This is a genomic window from Burkholderia sp. AU33545 (assembly GCF_020419685.1).
Classification (GTDB): Bacteria; Pseudomonadota; Gammaproteobacteria; order Burkholderiales; family Burkholderiaceae; genus Burkholderia; species Burkholderia diffusa.
This window is the reverse complement of sequence record NZ_JAIZRQ010000001.1, coordinates 352,486-373,664: the sequence shown is the minus strand read 5'-3', so window position 1 is coordinate 373,664 and position 21,179 is coordinate 352,486. Positions and strand designations below refer to the sequence as shown.

The window sequence follows — 21,179 nt, the reverse complement described above, 5'->3', positions numbered from 1 at the left end:
AACGGCACAGTTCCATAACCTACAGGTTTGATTAGCGCGATCGTATCAAGCCGATTCACCCGACACCACACGCCTTGGCACACTCTGCAACACCGGCGCCACAGCCGTCTGATATTCAGGCACCCAGCGCCGGAGATCGCGCCGCACTTCGTCATCGGTGAGCACGCGGTGCTGCATCAGCCACGGCAACAACTCGTCGAGCAGATGGTCCGGCACTTCCCGCGCACGTGCGATCCGTAGTTTCGGATGCGGCGTGCGCGTGGTGGTCTCGTCGTCCGCGAGCAGTTCCTCGTAGAGCTTCTCGCCTGGCCGCAGTCCCGTGAATTCGATCCGGATCTGCCCTTCCGAGAATCCGTACAAGCGAATCAGATCGCGCGCGAGATCGACGATCTTGACCGGCTCACCCATGTCGAGGATGAAAATCTCGCCGCCGCGCCCCATGCTCGACGCTTGCAGCACGAGTTGCGACGCCTCCGGAATGGTCATGAAAAAGCGCGTGATCTCCGGATGGGTGACCGTCACCGGGCCGCCCTTCGCGATCTGCTGCTGGAACTTCGGAATCACGCTACCTGCGCTACCGAGTACGTTGCCGAAACGCACCGTCTCGAACTGCGTGCGCGCGCTCGTCTGTTGCAGCGCTTGGCAGGCCATCTCGGCGAGACGCTTGCTCGCACCCATCACGTTGGTCGGATTGACGGCCTTGTCGGTCGAGATAAGTACGAAATGGCGCACGTCGTGGCGGATCGCCGAACGCGCGACGCGGTAGGTACCCAGCACGTTGTTGCGCAGCGCCTGCCATGCGTTGTGCTCTTCCATCAGCGGCACGTGCTTGTACGCCGCCGCATGGAACACGATATGCGGGGCGTAGCGCGACATCACCTGGTCGAGCAGCAGCGAATCCTTTGCGTCGCCGATGATCGGTATCACCGGCTGGTCGGGGAAGCGTTCCCGCAATTCCTCGGCGAGTCGATACATCGCATATTCGGAGAGATCGAACGCAACCAGTTGCGCCGGCTTGAAGCGGAGGATCTGCCGGCACAGCTCGGAACCGATCGAACCGCCCGCGCCGGTTACCATCACGACGCGGCCGCGCAGCAGCGCCTCGACGTGCGGCGTGTCGATCGTCACCGCATCGCGGCCCAGAAGGTCCTCGAGGTCGATATTGCGCACCTGCGACAGGAACCCCTGGCCCGGCATCAATGCGGTCAGCGAAGGCAGCACCATCGCCTTCACACCGGCACGCACGCACAGCGTCGCGACGCGACGCTGCGTTTCAACGGACGCGGATGGAATCGCGATAATCGCGTATTCGACCTTCATCGCGTCGGTCCAGTGCTTCAGGTCGTTGAACGAGCCGAGCACCTTGTAGCCGTAGATCTCGCGCCCCTGCTTGGTCGGATCGTCGTCGAGGAGGCCCACCAGACGCCATTCCCCCGAACGCGACAGTTCGCGCGCGAGGCTCGCGCCGGCCGTGCCGGCGCCGAGCACGAGCACAGGCTTGCCCTGCCCGACCAGCCCGCCGTACAGGTAGAACTCCTTCGTTGCTCGGTACAGCGCGCGGGCGCCGCCCATCGCGAGGAACAACATCAATGGCGACACGAGCAGTACCGAGCGCGGGATAATCGGCGACGGCTGGAACATCACGGCGCCGATCATCACGATCACGCCGCCGCCGCTCACCGCCTTCGAGATGCGCACAAGGTCAGGGAGGCTCGCGAACACCCACAGGCCGCGATACAGGCCGAACACGTGGAACATCAACGCGTAGACGGGGAGCACCCAGACGAGCGCCGTCAGCGCGCCGCTCATGAAATCGAACGGAACGCTTCCGTTGAATCGGACGAGATAGGCGAACAACCACGCGGCGGTGACCGCCGTCAGGTCAAACAAGAAAGCGCTCAGCGAAAGCCATGATGCTTTGGATCGCAACATCGGCAGGAAACCTCAAGAGTTGTTTTCGGCGGCAGACTGAAACCGGCGCCAGCGCACGTCGATCACCAATCCGAGACATGCGAGGACGCCATACCATGCGAAAAACAACAGCCATTGCTGCTGTTCAGGGCGGCCCTTTGCCCACACGGCGACGATTATGCCCGCGAGCATGATGAGGTACCAACAAAGCGCAGTTCGGCGGTGACCTACGCCCGAGCGGACCATCCTTTGATAATAATGCTCTCGATGGGCCTGCCAGAACTTTTCTCCACGTAACAGACGCCTCAAAAGTGTTACAGATGCATCAGCGATAAAGGGCGCGAACACCAGTGCCGGAAACCAGATCGGCCAGATACCGGCACGCCATCCCCAGTAACCGAGCGCCCCGGCCAGGAATCCCAGCGGAATCGAGCCTGCGTCGCCGAGAAACAGGCGGGCCGGATGGAAGTTGAACAACAGGAAGCCGAACGCCGCACCGGCTATCCCCGCGCCAGCCACGGCGAGTTCCGGCGACGGCTTCGCACTGGTCAGCGCCGCGATCGCGTATGCCCCGAAGCCGAACAGGGCCATACCGCCCGCGAGGCCGTCGGCACCGTCCATGAAGTTATACAGGTTCGTTAGCCAGACCATCACGAAGCCGACGCCGGCGAGCAGCCACCAGGGCGCCGCGGCTGGATAGGAGACGATCAGCACAACCACTGCCGCAAGGTGAGCCGAGAAGCGCACGCGGGCCGGCAACCCGCGCCGATCGTCGATTTGCGACATCGCGGCCAGCCCGGCCGCAGCCGCAGCGATCAGCCACAACGCGGGCGCAAGCGCCATCAGCGCGACAACGCACACGGGCACGATGCCCCATCCGCCGACGCGCGGCGTCGGCAGCGTATGGAGCGAACGATTGTTCGGAATGTCCGTGGCGAGGCGCCATGCGAGGCCGGTCGCGAGCAGTACGCGCAAGATCGCCGTCGACGCGACGGCGGCGACCAGCGCCACCGCGATCACACCAGGCCACGTGGATATCGGGAAATGCATGTCGGCTATTGTTGTGTATCGCGCGAACGATACCATGCTGCAGTCGCTTCGAGGCCCTCTCGTGTCGTATGAGGCGGATGCCAGCCGAGCACGCGGGTGATCCGTCCCGTATCGAGCTGCAGGCTGCCGGTCAAGCGCGCGACTGCTGCTTTGCGGCCGGTCAGCGCGCCGAGCGCACGCAGCACGACGGAGGGCACGGCGATCAGGCGCGCCGGCTTGCCGAGCGCGTCGCCGACAACACGCAGCAGGTCCGTGACCGATGGTGCGTCGTCGTCGGCGACGTGGAAGCATTCGCCGGCCGCACGCGGATCGATGGCGCATTGCAGCAGCGCGTCGGCAAGGTTCTCGACGTAGACGATGCTGCGGCGCGCCGCGATGGCACCGAGCGGCAGCGGCATCCCGCGCGCGACCGCATCCATCATTCGCAGGAAGTTCGCGCGGACCGCAGGACCGTAGACCAGAGGAGGCCGAACGACCACGACGTCGAGCTGGTTCGCCGCACCGAACAGCGCAAGTTGCCGCTCAGCGCGCAGCTTCGAACGGCCGTATGCGTCCTGCGGATCGGGATTCGCTGCCTCAGACAACGGCACCCCACCATCGCTCTCGCCTATCGCCTTGATGCTGCTGGCGTACACGATGCGGCGCACGCCGTGATGGCGCGCTGCTTCCGCGAGACGCAGCGTACCGGTAACGTTGGTTGCGTCGAACGCGGCGTCCGGATCGGGCGACTCGTCACGCATCACGTGCACGCGAGCGGCGAGATGGATCACGCAGTCGGCGGCCAGATCGGCTGGCCACCCTTCATCGAGGCCCTCGAAATCGGTACCGCCGTGCACCCATTCGCGCACGCCACCGATGCATCCTCCCGAACGCCTCACCAGTGCGGTAACGGTATGCCCGGCCGCCAGCGCGCGGCGGCATACCGCGCGGCCGACGAAGCCGTTTGCGCCGGTAACGACGAGATGGCTCACCACAGCCTCCAGCCGAAGCGGTTGTAGAACTTGAAAGCCGATGCGACAAACATGCGAATGTGTGCAAAGCCCATGCGGGACGCTCCACCGCCGTGATGGACCACGCGGACCGACGGCACATACGCGACGCGGGCAATTTCATGCGCGCGCAGGCTGAGGTCGTAGTCCTCGAAATACAGGAAGTAGCGCGGGTCGAAACCGTCGAGCTTCCTCAGGACCTCGGTCCTGAACAGCATGAAGCAGCCGCTGACGATAGGCGGATCCCACACGATGTCGTGATCGTTGATGAGGTCGCGCATTTCGTAGCGAGCCAGGCGCTTGCCGAACAGGCGACGCACCGATTGCGGCAAGAATCCGCGAATCGCCAGATCCGGAACAGTGGGAGGACGGCGGCACAGATATTGCAGCTGTCCGAATTCATCCGCGATAAGGGGCGTGAGCAGACCCACATCCGGATGCGCATCGAGAAAGGCAAGCGCGCGCTCGAGCGACATCGGATCGAGATCGATATCGGGATTCAGGATCAAATGGTACGCACTCGATATGCTTTCGACTGCGAGGTTGTGTCCTCGCCCGTATCCGACGTTACCGTGACCGGCACGTACCGTGCAGGCAATACCCTGCTCGCGCAACGCCGCCAGCATCTGATCCAGCACCGGCGAGCCGCCGTTGTCCACCAGCACGACATGCCCCCGAATTGGCCGTACCCCCTCGCGCAAGCCGCAAATGGCTCGACGCAGGCTTTCGAGTGTCGCGACGAGCCTCGCCTCGTCCGGCCGGTAGAGCACGATGGAGACGGACAGTTCAGCTTCGCTGCCAGCCTGCAGCAGGCGCACGTCATCTTGCGTTTGTTTCACGCGTGGGGTTCCCTGCATGGCAACTCAAACAGCGCGGATATGCGGCAACGCACGTCGGCGCCTGCAATGAAGCATCAGACATCGGAGGGTTTGCAGCCTGTTCGGCCGACGAGCCCATGAGCGAACCCGAACATCATGCACCTCAATCGCTGCAACCTCGGGGAGACGCCAAGGCCGAAAAAGACGAGAAACTGGCAGAGGCGATAAAGAAAGTGCAATTTCCACGCGAGCGGCATCGGCGTACCGCGCATCATGAGGATGGTATTCCGAAATACGTAGTAGTCGCGGGTAGGCGAATGAACGAATACATGACGCCACCGTCCGAGCCAGACACGCCGAGCACTGTCGCCCAGCTCGTGGGACAAACGCGCACGGCCTACGCCGAAGAGCCGGCCTCCTCGATCACGCGCACGAAAGCACCAGTCGGTATCCACGTGATCGATGAACATACCCTCCTTCATCATTCCGACGTCGGCCAGTACCGCGGCATGAATCAGTGTGCCCGAGGCAATCAGGAAATCCGCCTCGACGACGTCGTCCTGGTTTTCACAAGCGAGGCGCTTCACCGACCAGCCCTCGAGTTTGACGAACTGCCCCTCGACATCGTTGCGCTTGTCTACCGTCACGGGACCAACCGCGGCGACGTTGACGCCGCGCGCACGCAGCGCGCGGTCCGCCTCGACCAAGGCGTCCACCATGCATTCAAACGGCACACTGTCGTGATCCATCAGCAATACGTAGTCCGCATGCCTCGCCAGTGCGTGCTCGATACCACGATTCTGCGCGGCCCCGATGCCGGCGTTCCTGCCGAGCGGAATCATGTCGCAATCGAGACGCCGGCCCAGTTCCGCCACCGATGCGAGCGCTGAGGCGTCGGAGCCGTTGTCGACCAGGACGATTCGCGAGACCTGCGGACGCAATGACGTCAACTGGGCTTCCAGTGTTGGGAGCACAGGGTTGAATGTGACGACGACGGCGGCGACCCCCGGCCGCGCCGGTTGACCGACTGTCATGTTGTCGCGAGTACTGGAGATCAACGCGAAAACTGCGTGGAGGCCGCACCCCGGGACGCGACCGCCGATTCGTAGACCGATCGGATGCCGTCGATCAGCGCCACGCGGGGCGACCAGGCGAGCGAACGCGTGGCTCGTGCGATGTCGAGCACATTTTTGGGTACGTCGAAGCTGCGCTGCTCCGACCAACGGACATCGGGTAGAACGCCGGTAATTTCATGCAGGCACGAAAGTATCTGCTTCAGGCTGTGACCGACACCCGAGCCGATATTGAAAATCTTATCGGCGCCCGTATCGTCCGCGCTACGCAACAATGCCGCGATCACGTCCGACACATGGATATAGTCGCGAATCACTTCGCCGTCGCCCCAAATCTCGATCGGATTTCCGTTCACGATTCGATTCACGAACGTCCCGATGACTCCCTGCCCACGCCCGGCTTGCTGCCGATCGCCATACGGATTCGAGACGCGCAGCACCGCATAATCGAGACCATAAAGGGTATGGAACAGATGCAGATACTTCTCGACGGCCAGCTTCGTGATGCCATAAGAGCAGATCGGTTCGGTCGGGTGTGCCTCCGAAAGCGGCAGCGACTGCGGAATGCCGTACACGGTTCCACCCGACGAGACGAATACCACCTTGCGCACGCCGCTTGCTCGTGCCTTCTCGAGCATATTCAGCGTTCCGCATACATTGGACGTCACGTCGAATAACGGCGACTCGTTCGACGACTTCGGCAGTGTCGTCGAAATGAGGTGGTAGACGACATCCACCGAATCGAGCACGGGCATGAGCTTCTCGGTATCGCAAAAGTCACCGTATGCCGTACGTACCGACGCTCGCACCGACTCGGGCAATAGCGGCCCCCGGTCACGATCGAAAAGAGAGACGCGATGACCGGTCGCGACCAGAGCCTCGACGAGATGAGAACCAATAAATCCTTCCCCGCCCAATACCAGTACGTTCATAGCGGTTTCCTCGCTTGGCCATTCTCTGTATGTTGGTTCTCCGCCAGCTGCGTCAAATACTCGCTCACCAGGCGGCCTTCCCGCTCCCAATCGGTTTGCAGGCAAAACTCAAGGCCGGCCTCCTTGAACTGCTCCCGCTGATGGGTGTCTTCCAGTAGTTCGCAAATTGCGTCCGCCATCGCACCGACATCGGACTCCACCAGTTTTGCGACTTTGTCGTTCAGCAACCATTCGACGTGGGGCCCGTCGTTGCTCACGACGACGCACCCGCACGCCATCAATTCCAGCGGCAGCAAGGACGCGTTCGAGTAAGACAGCACCAGGGCGACGTCACACGATCGAAACAGCGCCGGCAACGCGTCGAGACTCAGGATTCCGGCATCGCGGAAATTGAACGGCATGGAATAGCCGGACAAGTCCCAGCCCGCCATCACGATTTCAACCTCGGGGTGTCGGGCAGCCACTTCGGCCAGCACCAGGACACCCAGTTCGAAGGCACGCCGGGCGGTCGGAGGACGCGCATAAAAGAACACGCGCCGCCGATCGTCCGCCGGACGGGGAGCGCCGTCGTTCGCGTATAGCGCCTTGTCGTACGAGAAACCGAATGGATACGCACGCATTCCGTACTCCTTTCCGAGCTTCTCAGCCAGCCAGTTCCCCGCCGTGATTCCGGTCAGCCCCCATTTGTAAGTATTCTCGGCAAATATGTACTCGCTGCCGTGCGCATAGAAATACGGTTCGAAGTCCTGCACGAAATAGCAACGATGCCGGGTGTCGCTGAATGCACGTACCGAATAGGCGGTATGCCAACTCGTCGCAAACGTGAACTCAGCCGGCGGCATGTTGCCCGCGCCGATCACGACCTGCGCGTTCAACGGGACAAAATGACGCCGGATGCTCTCCCGCGCATCATGCCCCGATGCAAACTGGCTCGATCCATCGATCACGATCGTACAGGTGAAGCCGGCCCGCTCCAACGCGAGTGCAAAGCGAAAGATGTTCAGATGTCCGCCGGATCCGATGCCGAAATCCGGGATCACCCAATTTACCGTGCGAAGGGGGATGATGCCGGCCGACGTGCCGCTCGCCGGCTGCGCCAGCACGAATTGGTAGTGGCGAACAATATCGGGCACCATCGTGCCCTGTCCCTGCATACGCCCGCGCATACGGGCAAGGAAGCGACGCGGACGAAAAACGAGCATGCACAAGTTCCTGGCGATCCGTATCGCCAGAAAACCCAGAAACTGGCGCCAGCCCAACTTTCTGCGAATGAGAATCAAATGTTGAATCGTTTGCCTAATCATCACAAATCAGTTCCGCTGTCATCACAATCCGACTCTCTTCTTTCGATCCAGCGATAGCCTCCCTACCATCGAATGTTCGCCCCACTCGCCTCCAAGGTAGTAGCCGGCCTGCTTCGCGAAATTCAACAACGGAGCCACCACGAGGAAGCGCAAGGGGGTATCGCGATGCGTCAGACAGTATTGCCAGTCGCGCTGCGTCGTCCGGCCAGCCATCAACAGCATCTGCATCAGTGACGGACAAAGGCGGTAGCCAAACAGGCGACGGAACGCCCGTGATTCATCAAAGCTGCGGCGCAGGGTCTCCACCACGCCGAAATCGTGACTGTGATACACCGCCGCCGCATCGCTATAAGCCTTCGCGTAGCCGGCTTCGATCACTTTCTGCGCCCAGATCTGGTCTTCCGCGAAATCGACATCCGGATATGGGATGCGCTCCCACACCGATTTTCGGACACATGCGTTGTTGTCCGAGAAGAAGTGCAGGAACTGACGGTACCCGGCTTCGCGCTTGTAGCGTTCCGGGTCATCCAGTTTGACGATCGCGTCGTGCCGCGCGAAGCCATCGAAGTGCAACTGCAGATCGCGCTTGACGAAGGGACTGGCACTCATATACGGCAAATGACGTCCGAATGCCCCGGCAATATCGTCCCGTTGCTCGCACGCCGACACCAAGTTCGCGAGCCAGTGTTCATCAACGGGCAACGCATCCTGCGTGATGACTGCGACGAATTCACCGTTTGCAAGCCGAATTCCCTGATTACGCGTCTTGCCGTGGCCGAATTCGTGCGGTTCGATTTGAACGAGCCGAATGTCAGGATATGACCGGCACAGCGCCACGGTCTCGTCTTTCGATCCGGAATCGATCACCAGAATCTCGAACGGCCAGGGCACGCGCTGTTCGAGCAAACGCTCCAACACCTCCCGGAACAGTGGCCCGGCGTTCTTGGTGGGGATCAGAACGGTTGCCTTCATCAGAAATCCTGCCTTTTGTCAGCGCGCCATTGCCGCTTCTGGCGAGCGAGATACCGGGCAGCCTTCCAGCCGAGCAAACCGCCTCGACGCAATAAGGCATACAGCACCTGATAACGCGCGATACCATCGGCAGCACGCCGCACCGCCCGCATCGATGCGCGATCGAGCTGCTTCTGCTGCGCGGCGGCCAGCGCCTCCAGCGAAGCGATATGGCCATTCAAACCGGTGATTTGCGCCTGCAATGCGCTCTGCGACGCCTCGGTTTCACGCAGATACCGCATCATCGCCTGCAGCCGGAAATTCTCGAAGCGCGGCAGGCCGTTCATGTTGCGGGCCAAACGGCACATCGCCGGCCAGGTTCGATACGTCCTCAGCATCGACGATGAACGTACCCGATACAGGCAACCTGCCTTGGGTATGACGGCAATCTTTTTTCCACTGGACGTGATCTTGAGATACAGCGCCCAGTCTTCCCACATCGACTTCGACGTCGCGTCCCATCCGCCATATTCAAGCAAGGCCTCACGCTTGAAGCCCGAATTGGCATGGCCGAGCAGATTGTCCAGCTGCGATGCGATGACGCCGTCGCCAAGCGGCCGATAAACGTATCCGCCCTTGCGCGCACGATTGAAATCCGGCTCGTCGTCAAACGCCTGCAGATAAGGAGTTGCAGCGACAACGTCATCGTCCGATTCCAGCGCACGCGTGATATCGCGCACGAAATCGTTCAACGGCACGTCGTCGGAATCGACGTTGATCACATATTTCGACTTGGCGGCGGCAAGACCGGTATTGCGCGCGCCCGCCAGCCCCTTGTTCTCGCGGTGACGCAAGAGCCGGTACGGAACGTGCAGCGCCGTCTCGAGCGCTTCCGCAAGCCGGGAGTGATAGTCTCCATGGGAGGCGTCGTCGACGAAGATGACCTCTTCCGGAATGACCGTCTGCCGGTTCAGCGCGTACGCAAGATCTTCAAGATACGGAATCGGCGTGTTGAACACCGGCACGATGATGGTGGCCCGACCTGTCTCCGGCCCCCGCGGCGCAACCGCCCGCGTCGAAGGAAATGCCTTGACGCTCTCGTTGATCTGGTTCTGCTTGTCGAGCATCGCGCGCAGGAAATCGCCCTGCAGACGTCCCCGTTCGACAATCGGCATCTCGATAAGGTCGATCATGACGTTACGCAGTGCCGTATCGTCCGGCGCGCTCATCAACGCCTTGCGGTACTCCGCCGGAATCAGGTCCGCCACTCCACCGGCACGGACCATGCACGGGAGTGCGGTCGAATACGTCACGTCCAGCAACGCAAGCGGATGATTGTCGGCGAGATACGGCATCACGCAAATGGAACGCGGGGCGCGCCGATGGATCGCCTCCATGGCGGCGGAACGATCCAGGTTCGTGAACTCCTCGACGTTGTACTCGCGCTTCAACGAGTCGAGCAACACGGCGTTTTCAGCGCTGTGATCGACGTTCGGACCGATGATCGTAATAGTCCGAATCCCAAGCCCTTTCCACAAGCCTGCGTCATCGCGGGCAAGTGCTTGCAGGAAGAGCCCATACCCTTTCATGGTCGAACGCTTGCCAAAGAAGACCAGCGTATCGATTCGCTCGGCTGGCTTCTGCTCGGCGACCGGAGCATGGTACGGATAGCGCAGCATCGTGATGCGCTCGGGAGCAATCAGGAATCCGGTTTCGTCATAGAGGTCGCGCAGGAATTCCGTCGGGAATACGACGCGATCCGCCTTTTCTACGGAGATCTTCTCCCTTTCCGCCACCCCGACATGCGACGTACCGAACCAACTTTCGTGCGCGTTCTCGAGATAGTGCGTTACACCGTGGCAATGCACGATGACCTCGACGCTCTGCGGCAGCATACCGGCACGCTTCGCCTGAGCGATTCGACATCCGATGCCCTGATAGTCGCCGTACTGGATCGAGTCCAGGTCAGGAAAGTAGAAAAGCAGCTGCTGAACCGCGCGCAGGATCCGGTCTTCAAGTGGAAGCAGCTCGATATCGGCCTCATCGAGCAAAACGGCCGGGGTAACGAGCGCGAGTTGCCGAATGAGCTGCGCGTCGATGTCCGCCACCGCACCCGCAAACAGGCAAAGCGTCACATCGCTGCCATATGTGAGGCGTTGTTCGGCTACAAACGTTCCGATTCCACCCGTGCTGTGCAGCCCGGCGTACTCGGTCGTGACCAGCAGGTGCCGCGGCAATGCGTCGTGATAAATCAGCCCTGCTTGCTTGAGAAACGACAGGTACCCTTCACGCGTACAGGCTAGCTCGAAGAGAATTGTCGAAAAACCGGGATCAAACTGGTTCATGCGCGTCATGCCGCGCCGGACGATCTCGAATCCGGACGATGCGAGGAAGCACGACAGTTCGTCGAGAGACCATTCACGCAGGTGAGCGTCGTTTGCCGGCTTGCCGTTTTCGTCGGCATAGCCCTGTTGCAACCGATCCGGAGTCGATATGACGAGACGATTCTGCGGGTTTTTCAGCAGAAAACTGCGCAACCACGCCAGCAGCGGCAACGGATCCGCCAGATGCTCGATAACGTCCGACAGGATGAACAGCGCCGGCCCATCGACCGCAAGCGTATCTGCCGCACGCGCCAGATCATCCTGCGAGGTCAGGTCACATTCGATCCAGCGACGCTCGGGAAACGCCGCACGCACGAGCGACAGGGAACCCTGGAAATCGAGTCCGACCGTACGGAACCGCTCTTCGGGAAAATAGTGGGCAAGCTTCTCGCCATTCCCGCAGCCGACATCGATCACGGTCGTAACTGCCATCCGCTCCGCGATCTGCGACGCTTCCCAATACACATCGGGCTGCCAGACGACCCGCGTTTCCGGCGCGTCTTCGTAAATTTCGTTCAGCGCACGCGCCGCGCCCAAACAAGCGAAGTTGCGCTCCGACGTCGCGTTCCTGCAATCAACGTCGACATCCGCAACAGGCGCTTCCATCAACGGAACCGCTTCGAAATCGATCTTACTCATCATTCTCATCTTTACGATGTCACCGGTATGCGTCATTCACGAACGAACTGGGCATCATTAGGCAAAACATGCGATATCTCGGAAGGTAGCTTCACGCCACCCCAGAACTTTCGGTCACCCGTTACGGTGATGGCGCAGAAATCGTACAAGCCATAGCATTCCTCATAGACTTGCAATGACAAATGACGCGCAACGCCCGCGACCATCAGGTATTCGCCCGGCTGCACGTCGAGCTTGATCCGTGCCCGCAACAGGTGACGCTCTCCGGCTACGACCGGACCGAACGATTCGCGCGAGTAAAACGAATGTGCGCCACCGATCAGCGTGCCGACGCGATCGCGAATGCCGACGCCAAAATCGATCTCCTCCATGTCGGTATCGAAGCGAACGTTCAGCGTGACGGTCAACCACTCTCCGACGACGAAATGCTGACGACTTTCACCGGCGTCATCGGCAAAGAATACGTCCTCGATAAACGCGGCGCCGTTCGTGACGGTGTGATCGCGACGGACTGAAATCGGCTCTGCATGACCGAGCGCCACTGCATCCGACGGCCCCTTGTTCGCGACGACTGTTCCTCCTGCATCGGACTTTCCGGCAGCACCATCGACAATGGCAGGCGCGTCGTCTTTCGCTTCGACGCGGCTCATCTTGTAATAGGTGTTGACCGCGTCGGCCGTATTGCCTTCGAATACCTTCACGCCTCGGTCCAGCACGACACCGCGCGTACAAATACGTTCGACCGCGTGTGTGTCATGAGTGACGAAAAACACCGTGCCCCCGCTCTCGCGAAACTCGTCTAATTTCCGCATGCAGCGCGCCTGGAAGAAGACGTCGCCAACGGAGAGAATTTCATCGACGATGAGAATTTCCGGATCGAGAGAGATCGCTACCGCGAAGGCCAATCGCGCATACATCCCGCTGCTGTACGTCTTGACCGGCTGATCGATGAAGTCGCCAATGTCAGCAAAGGCCGCAATCTCGTCGTACTTCTCCTCGATGACATCACTGTCCAACCCGAAAATCGAGGCATTCAAAAAAACGTTCTCACGCCCGCTAAATTCCGGATTAAAACCGGCGCCAAGCTCGAGCAAAGCAGTGATCTTGCCGTTGATCTCAACATTGCCGGCAGTGGGCGACAACGTCCCGGAAATGATCTGCAGCAACGTCGACTTGCCGGAACCGTTTCGCCCCAGTACACCGATCGTTTCCCCACGCCGCACTTCGAATGAAACATCTCGAAGCGCCCAAAATTCCCGATAAAGCTGTCGATGCTGACGCCAGAACATCTGCATCAGGCGGTCGCGCGGGTTCGCGTATATCTGATAGACTTTGCTGACATTCTCGACACGAATGAGTACATCAGAGGACATCTGCAAACCCCTTACGCGAACGTTGAAACCACATCAATCCAAGCGCGAACACGATAACGCTTGCAATACTGTAAATAGCGAAACCGGAGACATCGATCAGCTGTCCATTGATCAGCACTGCACGCGATTGCTCGACCGCATACGTTACCGGATTCAGAAAGAGAAATTTTCGCAACGGCGCGGGCAAGGCGCTCGCCGGATAAAACACCGGCGACATGAAGTTGAATACGACCGTAATCAAACCAATCGATTGCGCAATATCGCGTATAAACACGCCGAGCGACGCCAGGAACCAGCTCAATCCGAGCACCATCAACGAAAACGGCAAGAGGACGAGCGGCCAAAGCAGCATGGTGACGGACAATCCGCCCTTCACGACAAGCACGCCGATAATCAAGACGATGGCGCTCACCGCCGCGTGAAACAGCGCCGACAGACAGGTCACGACCGGTAATATTTCGAGCGGAAACACAACCTTCTTCACGAAATTCGGATTCGAGACAATCAGCGAAGGTGCCTTGTTGATACACTCCGCGAAAATCTGGAACACGATCATCCCGGCAAACAGCGTCACGGCAAACTCGGCCTTGCTACCGCTACCTCCTGTTCCCCAACGTGCCTTGAACACGTAGCCGAACACGAATGTATAGACTGTCAGCATCAGCAGCGGGTTGAAGAAGGACCAGAGCAGCCCCAGCACCGAGCCGCGATAGCGCCCCACCACATCGCGCTTCGTGAACTGCCAGATCAGCGAGCGTTTCGCCATCATCAAGCGAATTGCCTGAATCGGCGAGGTCGATAGTTGCTGCATATACGCCTATTGAAAATGGATTTCGGTCGATTCGCCAGGGACTCGTGTCGTTTGATGAGTCGCTGCCGTACCGCGTCGTCGAACCGCTGGATCAGTCGAGCAGCGGCCGAAGCGCCACGCGATACAAATTCGCCGCCTCGGCAAGATCAGCGATCGTTCTGTGCAAGTCGTCGCGCCAGTCCGGCCGATTCAGGCCAAATCGCGCTTCAAATTTCTGATTGTCGAGAACAGAGTTCTTCGGGCGCATGGCTGCGGTAGGAAACTGATCGGACGACACGGGCAACACCCGGCTCGTCTTGATTGTCTTTTCCGGAAACACTCGACGCGCGCCATCGACAATCGACTCGACAAAGCCGTGCCTGTTGGTACTTCCGCTTGCCGTCATATGGTAGAGATCCGACATAAAGCTGCCGGTGCGCATCTGCCCGAGCGCCTGAACGACCGCATGAGTCGTCAGCGAAGCAATCAGCCGCGCGGATGTGGGTGTGCCCGTTTGATCGGCGACGACGCTCAGCTGTTCATGCCGCGCAGCGAGCCGCAGCATCGTCAGGAAGAAGTTTTCCGCTCGATCTGCGTACACCCACGCGGTACGAAATGTCAGCCAGTTACCGCCAGCTTCGGCCACTGCCCGCTCGCCTGCCAGCTTGCTTCGCCCATATGCGTTGAGCGGATTGGTCTGCGCGTCTTCGCGATAGTGACCGGTCGATCCATCGAACACGTAATCGGTGGAGTAATGCACGAACAGGCCGTCGACCTCTCGCGTCGCTGCAGCAAGCACGCCAGGTGCCTCGCCGTTGATGAGCGTTGCTAACGGCTCCTCCTCCTCCGCTTTGTCGACCGCGGTGTAGGCCGCCGCATTGACGACCACGGTCGGTCGCAGGTCGAGCACCAGCTTGCGCAGCGACGCCGGGTTCGACAAATCGGCCATACGGCGATCAGCCGCGATGACGCTGCCCAACGGGGCCAGCGCACGCGTCAGCGCCCAGCCTACCTGTCCGCCCGCACCCGTGATCAAGATATTCACTCGAACACCTCCGCATCGGCAAGCTGAGGGGCAGCAGCATCCTTGTTGGCCAGAACCGGCATCCCGTCGATCGGCCATTCGATTCCGATGGACGGATCATTCCAGACAATGCCTCGCTCATGCTCCGGATACCAGTAGTCCGTGGTCTTGTAGAGAAACTGCGCGGACTCCGAAAGCACCATGAAACCATGAGCGAACCCTGGCGGAATCCAGAGCTGACGGCAGTTGTCGGCAGAGAGCACCACGCCGACCCACTTGCCGAAGTTCGGCGAGCTGCGCCGGATGTCGACCGCGACATCGAACACTTCGCCCGCAACGACACGCACGAGCTTACCCTGGGCATGCCGGATTTGATAATGCAGACCGCGCAGCACCCCTTTCGCCGAGCGAGAGTGATTGTCCTGCACGAACGTAAATCCGGACGCGATCTTTTCCTCGAACTCGCGCTGATTGAAGCTCTCGTAGAAGAAACCGCGTTGATCGCCAAATACCTTCGGCTCGATCAGCTTGACTTCGGGGAGTGCCGTTGCCGTTACTTGGATGGCCATGCGACTCGATCCATGAGAATGTTCTTCAGGTACTGCCCGTACGCGTTCTTCGCGAGCGGCTGCGCAAGCTTCAGCACTTGCTCCGCGTCAATCCAGTTGCGACGATAGGCAATCTCTTCCGGGCATGCGACCACGAGACCCTGCCGCTTCTGCAGCGTCGCGATGAAGCTGGCCGCCTCGATCAGCGAATCGTGCGTACCGGTATCGAGCCACGCATAGCCACGCCCCATGATCTCGACGTTGAGCGAGCCATCCTTGAGATAGCGCGAATTGACATCGGTGATTTCCAGCTCGCCGCGCGGCGACGGCTCGATGTCGGCCGCGATGTCACACACGCGATTGTCGTAGAAGTACAGACCGGTCACCGCATAGTTCGAACGCGGCTGCGCAGGCTTCTCTTCGATCGACAGTGCGCGGAACGACTTGTCGAATTCGACGACGCCATAACGCTCCGGATCGTGCACGTGATACGCAAACACCGTCTCGCCGCTTTCCCGCGCATGCGCGCGCTCGAGCTGCTTCGCGAGATCGTGGCCGTAGAAGATGTTGTCGCCGAGGATCAGCGCCGACGGATCGTTGCCGACGAATTCCTTGCCGATGATGAACGCCTGCGCAAGCCCATCCGGCGACGGCTGCACCGCGTACTGAATGTTCATCCCCCACTGGCTGCCGTCGCCGAGCATCGACTCGAAGCGCGGTGTATCCTGCGGCGTCGAGATGATCAGTACGTCACGAATGCCCGCGACCATGAGCGTCGATAGCGGATAGTAGATCATCGGTTTGTCGTACACCGGCAACAGCTGCTTCGACACGACGTGCGTAATCGGATACAGCCGCGTGCCGGAACCGCCCGCGAGGATGATGCCTTTACGTGCCATCGCGTTTCTCCTCAGGTGCGTTTCGCGTAGTTGGTCTCGACCCACTTGCGGTACTCGCCCGATGCAACCTCGTCGGCCCAGACCTGATTGTCGAGATACCAGTCAACCGTTTTCGCCAGGCCGGTCTCGAAGGTCTCTGCGGGCTTCCAGCCAAGCTCGCGCTCGAGCTTGCGCGCATCGATCGCATAGCGGCGATCGTGGCCGGGGCGATCCGTCACGTAGGTAATCTGGTCGCGATACGAACCGGCTGCCTTCGGGCGTGCCTTGTCGAGCAGATCGCACAGCGTGTGCACGACTTCGAGGTTCTTCTTTTCGTTCCAGCCGCCGACGTTATAGGTCTCGCCCGGCACGCCGCGCGCCAGCACTTCGCGAATCGCGCTGCAGTGATCGCCGACATACAGCCAGTCGCGCACGTTCTGGCCGTCGCCGTACACCGGCAACGGCTTGCCGGCGAGCGCGTTCGCGATCATCAGCGGAATCAGTTTCTCGGGGAACTGGTACGGACCATAGTTGTTCGAACAGTTCGTCGTCAGCGTCGGCAAACCGTACGTATGATGGTATGCACGCACCAGATGATCCGAGCCGGCCTTGGTCGCGGAATACGGGCTGTTCGGCGCGTACGGCGTCGTCTCGGAGAATTGAGGATCGGTTGCCGACAGCGAGCCGAACACCTCGTCGGTCGACACGTGCAGGAAGCGGAATGCCGCCTTGTCGGCGTCGTTCAGCCCGTTCCAGTATTGGCGGGTCGCCTCAAGCAGCGTGAATGTGCCGACGACGTTCGTCTGAACGAAATCGGCCGGGCCGTGGATCGAGCGATCAACGTGGCTTTCGGCGGCGAAGTGCAGCACCGCGCGCGGCTTGTGCTCGGCGAACAGCGCGTCGAGCGCCGCGCGGTCGCAGATGTCGACGCGTGCAAACACGTGATTCGGATTGCCGTCCAGCGATTGCAGCGTCCGCAGATTGCCCGCATACGTCAGCTTGTCGACGTTTAGCACAGCCTCGTCAGAGTCACGGAGCCAGTCGAGTACGAAATTGGCACCGATAAAGCCCGCGCCGCCCGTAACCAGAATCATGAGGTTCCCTCGTTGGTAGTGTGCGGCGCACATTCCAGGCGCCGCCGCATCAAATTCGAAGCAAGTGGCCATGGTCGCCACGTCAGACCGGGAATTTTAACCGGTCGGCATGACCGCCAAAGTCATGAAATGCTAATTTTGTTCGGGAAAACGACAATTATAGGGAGCCACGCGGCGCAAAAGCCATGCCGCTAACAACTTGATACAGCGCTCCGCACCCTTGTCGAGAATGGAATTTCCTGTTACATCAATCACATTTCGGAGAACGACGCTCGCGAAATTTCAGCGAAATTCCGAGTGTTTTTCCTTTATGCGCGAAACCTGCAGGATCTGCCTCTCATGACCCGCCCCCCCATCGCCATCGGCGACATCCAAGGCTGTCATTCAGCTTTCCAGTCGCTGTTCGAAAAGCTTTCAGCCCCCGCCGACACCCCACTCTGGATCGCCGGCGACATCGTCAACCGCGGCCCTGACTCTCTCGCCGCGCTGCGTGCGATGGTCGACCTCGGCCCGCGCGCGACCGTAGTCCTCGGCAACCACGACCTCCACCTGCTCGCCGTCTCGGCCGGCATCCGCACGGAACGTCCGGGCGACACGATTGGCGAGATTGTCGACGCCCCCGACGCCGATGCACTGCTCGACTGGGTACGCCACCGCCCGTTCGCGCACTTCGAGGACGGGATGCTGCTCGTCCACGCAGGCGTGTTGCCGCAATGGGACACCACGCTCGCACTGGAACTCGCGGACGAGCTGCAACGCGCGCTGCGCGCCCCCGATTGGCGCGACACACTGCAAGGCCTTTACGGCAACGAGCCGAACCAATGGAGTCCGAACCTAAAAAAACGCGACCGGATGCGCGTCGCATTCAACGCGTTCACGCGCCTGCGCTTCTGCACGTCCGACGGCACGATGGAGTTCAAGGCGAATGGCGGCCCCGACAGCGCGCCGCCCGGCTATCTGCCATGGTTCGACGCACCGCAGCGCCGCACCGAAAACGTGACCGTCGTATTCGGGCACTGGGCCGCGCTCGGCCTGATGCTGCGCGACAATATCGTCGCGCTCGATTCCGGATGCGTGTGGGGAAATCGGTTGTCGGCCGTACGACTGACGGCCGACCCGGCGCAACGCACGGTCACGCAGGTGCAGTGCGAAGCATGCCGTGCGCCGGGCGGCGAATAGCCTGCCCGCGTCGCACCGGGGCGCAATGAAGCCTTACCCCTCGCGCCCCGCCACCGGCTCTTCGGCCGCCGCATCGCCCGTCGCCCCGGCACCGACTTCGGTTACCGGATACGCATGCTTCTCAAGCTCCGCAAGCGCGTCGGGCGACGGCTTGCCGACCTTCGCCTGCATCGCTTCGAGTGCAGCGGCGATCGCGTCACGCGCGGCAGCAGAGGTCGCGCGGCGGTCGCCACCCGGCGCAATGGGCTCGCACACGTACAGATGCGCGACCAGCGGGCCGCCGCGCAACACCATGTCGAGCGACTTGCCGAGCGACAGTTCGCCGGTATAGGCCGGCGTGACCGACTGCCGCCCCTGTGCATCCTCGTACATGAGGCAGATCGGCTGCACCGCGCAGCCTGCCGACACCGCCGCCTGGAACAGGTTCGCGTGAAACGGCAGCAGCCCCTGCCCGTCCGACGTCGTGCCTTCCGGAAACACGCACATCACGCCGCCGTTGCGCAGCCGCTCCGCCATCTCGTGCATGACGCGCATCGCCTCGGTACGCTTCTCGCGCTGCAGGAACACGGTGTCGAGCTTCTCGGCCAGCCAGCCGACCACCGGCCACTGCCGCACCTCGGCCTTCGACACGAACGGCGTCGGCCGCCACGCATTGACGGTGTAGATGTCGAGCCACGACACATGGTTGCCGACGACGAGCGCGCCCGCGTCGAGGCGCGCGCCGTCGTTGTGGACGACGAGCCGCATCCCGCAAATCCGCAACAGCTTGAGCGACCAGCGGCGCGTGAGCTCGAGGCGCCGCGGGGCGCTCACGTGCGAAAAGCGCAGCGCGACGGTCGCCATGCCGCGCAGCAGGTGAAAGACGAGACGCAGCTTGCGAAGTGCGATCATGGCGAAGATCCGGCGTGGTTCAGTGGCGCTCGAACGCGACCTGCCCGGCCACGAGCGTCGCACGCACGCAAGCCGGCAGTTCGTAGCCGAGGAACGGCGAATTGTGACCCTGGCTCTTCAGCGCGCGCGGCTCGACACGCCAGTGCGCGCGCGGATCGAACACGCACAGATCGGCCGCACCGCCTTCGGCAAGACGCCCGGCCGGCAGCTGCAGCACGTCGGCCGGCGCCGCGGTGATGCGGCGCAGCGCCTGCGCGAGCGGCGTCCTGGTTTCGTCGGCCCACTTCACCGTCAGCGACAGCAACAGTTCGAGCCCCGTCGCACCGGGCGTCGCTTCGGCGAACGGCAGCAGCTTCTCGTCGTCGTCGACCGGCGTGTGATCGGAGCAGATCGCATCGATCGTGCCGTCGGCGAGCGCCGCGCGGATCGCTTCGCGATCGCGCTCGCCGCGCAGCGGCGGATCGAGCCGGAACTGCGAATCGAAATAGCCGATGTCGACGTCGATCAGGTGCAGATGATTCACACCGACGTCGCAGGTCACGGGCAGCCCCTCGGCCTTCGCCTCGCGCACGAGCGCGAGGCCCGCCGCCGACGACAGCCGCGCGAGGTGCACGCGCGCGCCCGTCACGCGCATCAGTTCGAAGATCGTGTGCAGCGCGATCGTCTCGGCCGCGACCGGCACGCCGGACAGCCCGAGCCGCGACGCGAGCGCACCGCTCGCCGCGACACCGCCACGGCCGATGAACGCGTCGAGCGGACGCAACCACGTCGTGTAACCGTAGGTGCTCGCGTACTGCAGCGCACGCAGCAACACCTGCGTGTCGCGCACCGGCACGTTCGCGTGCGTGAAACCGACGCAGCCCGATTCGGTCAGCGCGACCATCTCGGTGATCACTTCGCCCTTGAGGCCGACGGTGAGCGCGCCGAGCGGATGGACGTTGGCCTGGTGGAGGTTGCGGGCGCGGAACTTGAGCATCTCGACGAGGCCCGGCTCGTCGAGCACGGGGTCGGTGTCCGGCGGGCACACGAGGGTCGTGACGCCGCCGGCGACGGCCGCGGCCATCTCGGACGCGAGCGTCGCCTTGTGCTCGTAGCCGGGCTCGCGCAGCCGCGCGCACAGGTCGACGAGGCCGGGGGCGACGATCAGGCCCGCCGCGTCGATCGTCTTGTCCGCGTTGAAACCGGCCGGCGCCGCACCAGCCGCCGCGATCGCGGCGACCTTGCCGTCCGCGACGAATACGTCGGCCTGCCGTTCGGTGCCGGCGACCGGGTCGATCAGCGTGCCGCCTTGGATATGAATCTTCATGCGCTGTCTGTGAATGCGTTGAATGCGTTGAATGCCTGGATAAGG

At 61.6% G+C, this 21,179-nt stretch carries 18 protein-coding genes; 1 reads left to right on the top strand and 17 read right to left on the bottom strand.

Annotated elements, in window-relative coordinates; genetic code table 11:
* Positions 1-45 precede the first annotated feature (45 nt).
* The 15 genes from LGM71_RS01625 to rfbB all read right to left on the bottom strand — a co-directional run bounded on the left by LGM71_RS01625 (position 46) and on the right by rfbB (position 17,758).
* The gene (locus LGM71_RS01625; protein WP_226113727.1) at positions 46-1,932 is read right to left on the bottom strand and encodes a polysaccharide biosynthesis protein; all 1,887 of its coding nucleotides are present in this window, start codon (positions 1,930-1,932) and stop codon (positions 46-48) included.
* A gap of 12 nt (positions 1,933-1,944) precedes the next feature.
* On the bottom strand, positions 1,945-2,961 hold the full coding sequence (locus LGM71_RS01620; protein ID WP_226113725.1) for an MraY family glycosyltransferase: 1,017 nt from the start codon (positions 2,959-2,961) through the stop codon (positions 1,945-1,947).
* 5 nt (positions 2,962-2,966) lie between these two features.
* The gene (locus LGM71_RS01615; protein WP_226113723.1) at positions 2,967-3,932 is read right to left on the bottom strand and encodes a UDP-glucose 4-epimerase family protein; all 966 of its coding nucleotides are present in this window, start codon (positions 3,930-3,932) and stop codon (positions 2,967-2,969) included.
* Positions 3,929-4,789, bottom strand: a complete 861-nt coding sequence (locus LGM71_RS01610; protein ID WP_226113722.1) for a glycosyltransferase family 2 protein — start codon at positions 4,787-4,789, stop codon at positions 3,929-3,931. Before LGM71_RS01610 ends, LGM71_RS01615 begins: the two co-directional genes overlap by 4 nt.
* A gap of 74 nt (positions 4,790-4,863) precedes the next feature.
* Positions 4,864-5,802: a glycosyltransferase family 2 protein gene (locus LGM71_RS01605; RefSeq protein WP_226113721.1), complete on the bottom strand. Its 939-nt coding sequence runs from the start codon at positions 5,800-5,802 to the stop codon at positions 4,864-4,866.
* A 20-nt stretch (positions 5,803-5,822) separates the two neighbouring features.
* On the bottom strand, positions 5,823-6,773 hold the full coding sequence (locus LGM71_RS01600) for an NAD-dependent epimerase/dehydratase family protein (protein WP_226113719.1): 951 nt from the start codon (positions 6,771-6,773) through the stop codon (positions 5,823-5,825).
* Complete coding sequence (locus tag LGM71_RS01595; RefSeq protein ID WP_226113717.1) at positions 6,770-7,975, bottom strand: glycosyltransferase; 1,206 nt, start codon at positions 7,973-7,975, stop codon at positions 6,770-6,772. The genes LGM71_RS01600 and LGM71_RS01595 overlap by 4 nt, the downstream gene beginning before the upstream one ends.
* Before the next feature lie 123 nt (positions 7,976-8,098).
* Positions 8,099-9,049 carry a glycosyltransferase family A protein gene (locus tag LGM71_RS01590; RefSeq protein ID WP_226113715.1) on the bottom strand — a complete coding sequence of 317 codons (951 nt, stop codon included), beginning with the start codon at positions 9,047-9,049 and terminating at the stop codon, positions 8,099-8,101.
* Positions 9,049-12,051: a glycosyltransferase gene (locus tag LGM71_RS01585; protein ID WP_226113713.1), complete on the bottom strand. Its 3,003-nt coding sequence runs from the start codon at positions 12,049-12,051 to the stop codon at positions 9,049-9,051. Before LGM71_RS01585 ends, LGM71_RS01590 begins: the two co-directional genes overlap by 1 nt.
* A gap of 32 nt (positions 12,052-12,083) precedes the next feature.
* Positions 12,084-13,424 (bottom strand): ABC transporter ATP-binding protein, encoded by a 1,341-nt coding sequence (locus tag LGM71_RS01580; RefSeq protein ID WP_226113711.1) that lies wholly within the window; start codon positions 13,422-13,424, stop codon positions 12,084-12,086.
* Positions 13,414-14,235: an ABC transporter permease gene (locus LGM71_RS01575; protein ID WP_226113710.1), complete on the bottom strand. Its 822-nt coding sequence runs from the start codon at positions 14,233-14,235 to the stop codon at positions 13,414-13,416. The genes LGM71_RS01580 and LGM71_RS01575 overlap by 11 nt, the downstream gene beginning before the upstream one ends.
* Positions 14,236-14,326: 91 nt before the next feature.
* Positions 14,327-15,259 carry a dTDP-4-dehydrorhamnose reductase gene (rfbD, locus tag LGM71_RS01570; protein ID WP_226113709.1) on the bottom strand — a complete coding sequence of 311 codons (933 nt, stop codon included), beginning with the start codon at positions 15,257-15,259 and terminating at the stop codon, positions 14,327-14,329.
* Positions 15,256-15,807, bottom strand: a complete 552-nt coding sequence (rfbC, locus tag LGM71_RS01565; protein ID WP_226113708.1) for a dTDP-4-dehydrorhamnose 3,5-epimerase — start codon at positions 15,805-15,807, stop codon at positions 15,256-15,258. The genes rfbD and rfbC overlap by 4 nt, the downstream gene beginning before the upstream one ends.
* Entirely contained in the window at positions 15,792-16,685 is an 894-nt protein-coding gene (rfbA, locus tag LGM71_RS01560) for a glucose-1-phosphate thymidylyltransferase RfbA (protein ID WP_226113707.1), read from the bottom strand. Before rfbA ends, rfbC begins: the two co-directional genes overlap by 16 nt.
* Before the next feature lie 11 nt (positions 16,686-16,696).
* Positions 16,697-17,758, bottom strand: a complete 1,062-nt coding sequence (rfbB, locus tag LGM71_RS01555) for a dTDP-glucose 4,6-dehydratase (RefSeq protein WP_226113705.1) — start codon at positions 17,756-17,758, stop codon at positions 16,697-16,699.
* A gap of 339 nt (positions 17,759-18,097) precedes the next feature.
* On the opposite strand from rfbB, the gene LGM71_RS01550 reads away from it, so the two are divergent.
* On the top strand, positions 18,098-18,937 hold the full coding sequence (locus tag LGM71_RS01550) for a symmetrical bis(5'-nucleosyl)-tetraphosphatase (protein ID WP_226113703.1): 840 nt from the start codon (positions 18,098-18,100) through the stop codon (positions 18,935-18,937).
* A 33-nt stretch (positions 18,938-18,970) separates the two neighbouring features.
* On the opposite strand, the gene LGM71_RS01545 is transcribed toward LGM71_RS01550, so the two are convergent.
* A complete protein-coding gene (locus tag LGM71_RS01545) occupies positions 18,971-19,828 on the bottom strand; it encodes a lysophospholipid acyltransferase family protein (RefSeq protein ID WP_059681463.1) in 858 nt (285 codons plus the stop codon).
* Positions 19,829-19,847: 19 nt separating this feature from the next.
* The gene (locus tag LGM71_RS01540) at positions 19,848-21,134 is read right to left on the bottom strand and encodes a dihydroorotase (protein WP_226113701.1); all 1,287 of its coding nucleotides are present in this window, start codon (positions 21,132-21,134) and stop codon (positions 19,848-19,850) included.
* Positions 21,135-21,179: the final 45 nt, after the last annotated feature.

Bases quoted from the DNA above. Each gene is read 5' to 3' on its own strand.
- LGM71_RS01625 (WP_226113727.1), bottom strand. From the start codon at position 1,932: ATGTTGCGATCCAAAGCATCATGGCTTTCGCTGAGCGCTTTCTTGTTT.
- LGM71_RS01620 (WP_226113725.1), bottom strand. From the start codon at position 2,961: ATGCATTTCCCGATATCCACGTGGCCTGGTGTGATCGCGGTGGCGCTG.
- LGM71_RS01605 (WP_226113721.1), bottom strand. From the start codon at position 5,802: ATGACAGTCGGTCAACCGGCGCGGCCGGGGGTCGCCGCCGTCGTCGTC.
- LGM71_RS01600 (WP_226113719.1), bottom strand. From the start codon at position 6,773: ATGAACGTACTGGTATTGGGCGGGGAAGGATTTATTGGTTCTCATCTC.
- LGM71_RS01595 (WP_226113717.1), bottom strand. From the start codon at position 7,975: ATGCTCGTTTTTCGTCCGCGTCGCTTCCTTGCCCGTATGCGCGGGCGT.
- LGM71_RS01590 (WP_226113715.1), bottom strand. From the start codon at position 9,049: ATGAAGGCAACCGTTCTGATCCCCACCAAGAACGCCGGGCCACTGTTC.
- LGM71_RS01585 (WP_226113713.1), bottom strand. From the start codon at position 12,051: ATGAGTAAGATCGATTTCGAAGCGGTTCCGTTGATGGAAGCGCCTGTT.
- LGM71_RS01580 (WP_226113711.1), bottom strand. From the start codon at position 13,424: ATGTCCTCTGATGTACTCATTCGTGTCGAGAATGTCAGCAAAGTCTAT.
- LGM71_RS01575 (WP_226113710.1), bottom strand. From the start codon at position 14,235: ATGCAGCAACTATCGACCTCGCCGATTCAGGCAATTCGCTTGATGATG.
- rfbC (WP_226113708.1), bottom strand. From the start codon at position 15,807: ATGGCCATCCAAGTAACGGCAACGGCACTCCCCGAAGTCAAGCTGATC.
- rfbA (WP_226113707.1), bottom strand. From the start codon at position 16,685: ATGGCACGTAAAGGCATCATCCTCGCGGGCGGTTCCGGCACGCGGCTG.
- rfbB (WP_226113705.1), bottom strand. From the start codon at position 17,758: ATGATTCTGGTTACGGGCGGCGCGGGCTTTATCGGTGCCAATTTCGTA.
- LGM71_RS01550 (WP_226113703.1), top strand. From the start codon at position 18,098: ATGACCCGCCCCCCCATCGCCATCGGCGACATCCAAGGCTGTCATTCA.
- LGM71_RS01545 (WP_059681463.1), bottom strand. From the start codon at position 19,828: ATGATCGCACTTCGCAAGCTGCGTCTCGTCTTTCACCTGCTGCGCGGC.
- LGM71_RS01540 (WP_226113701.1), bottom strand. From the start codon at position 21,134: ATGAAGATTCATATCCAAGGCGGCACGCTGATCGACCCGGTCGCCGGC.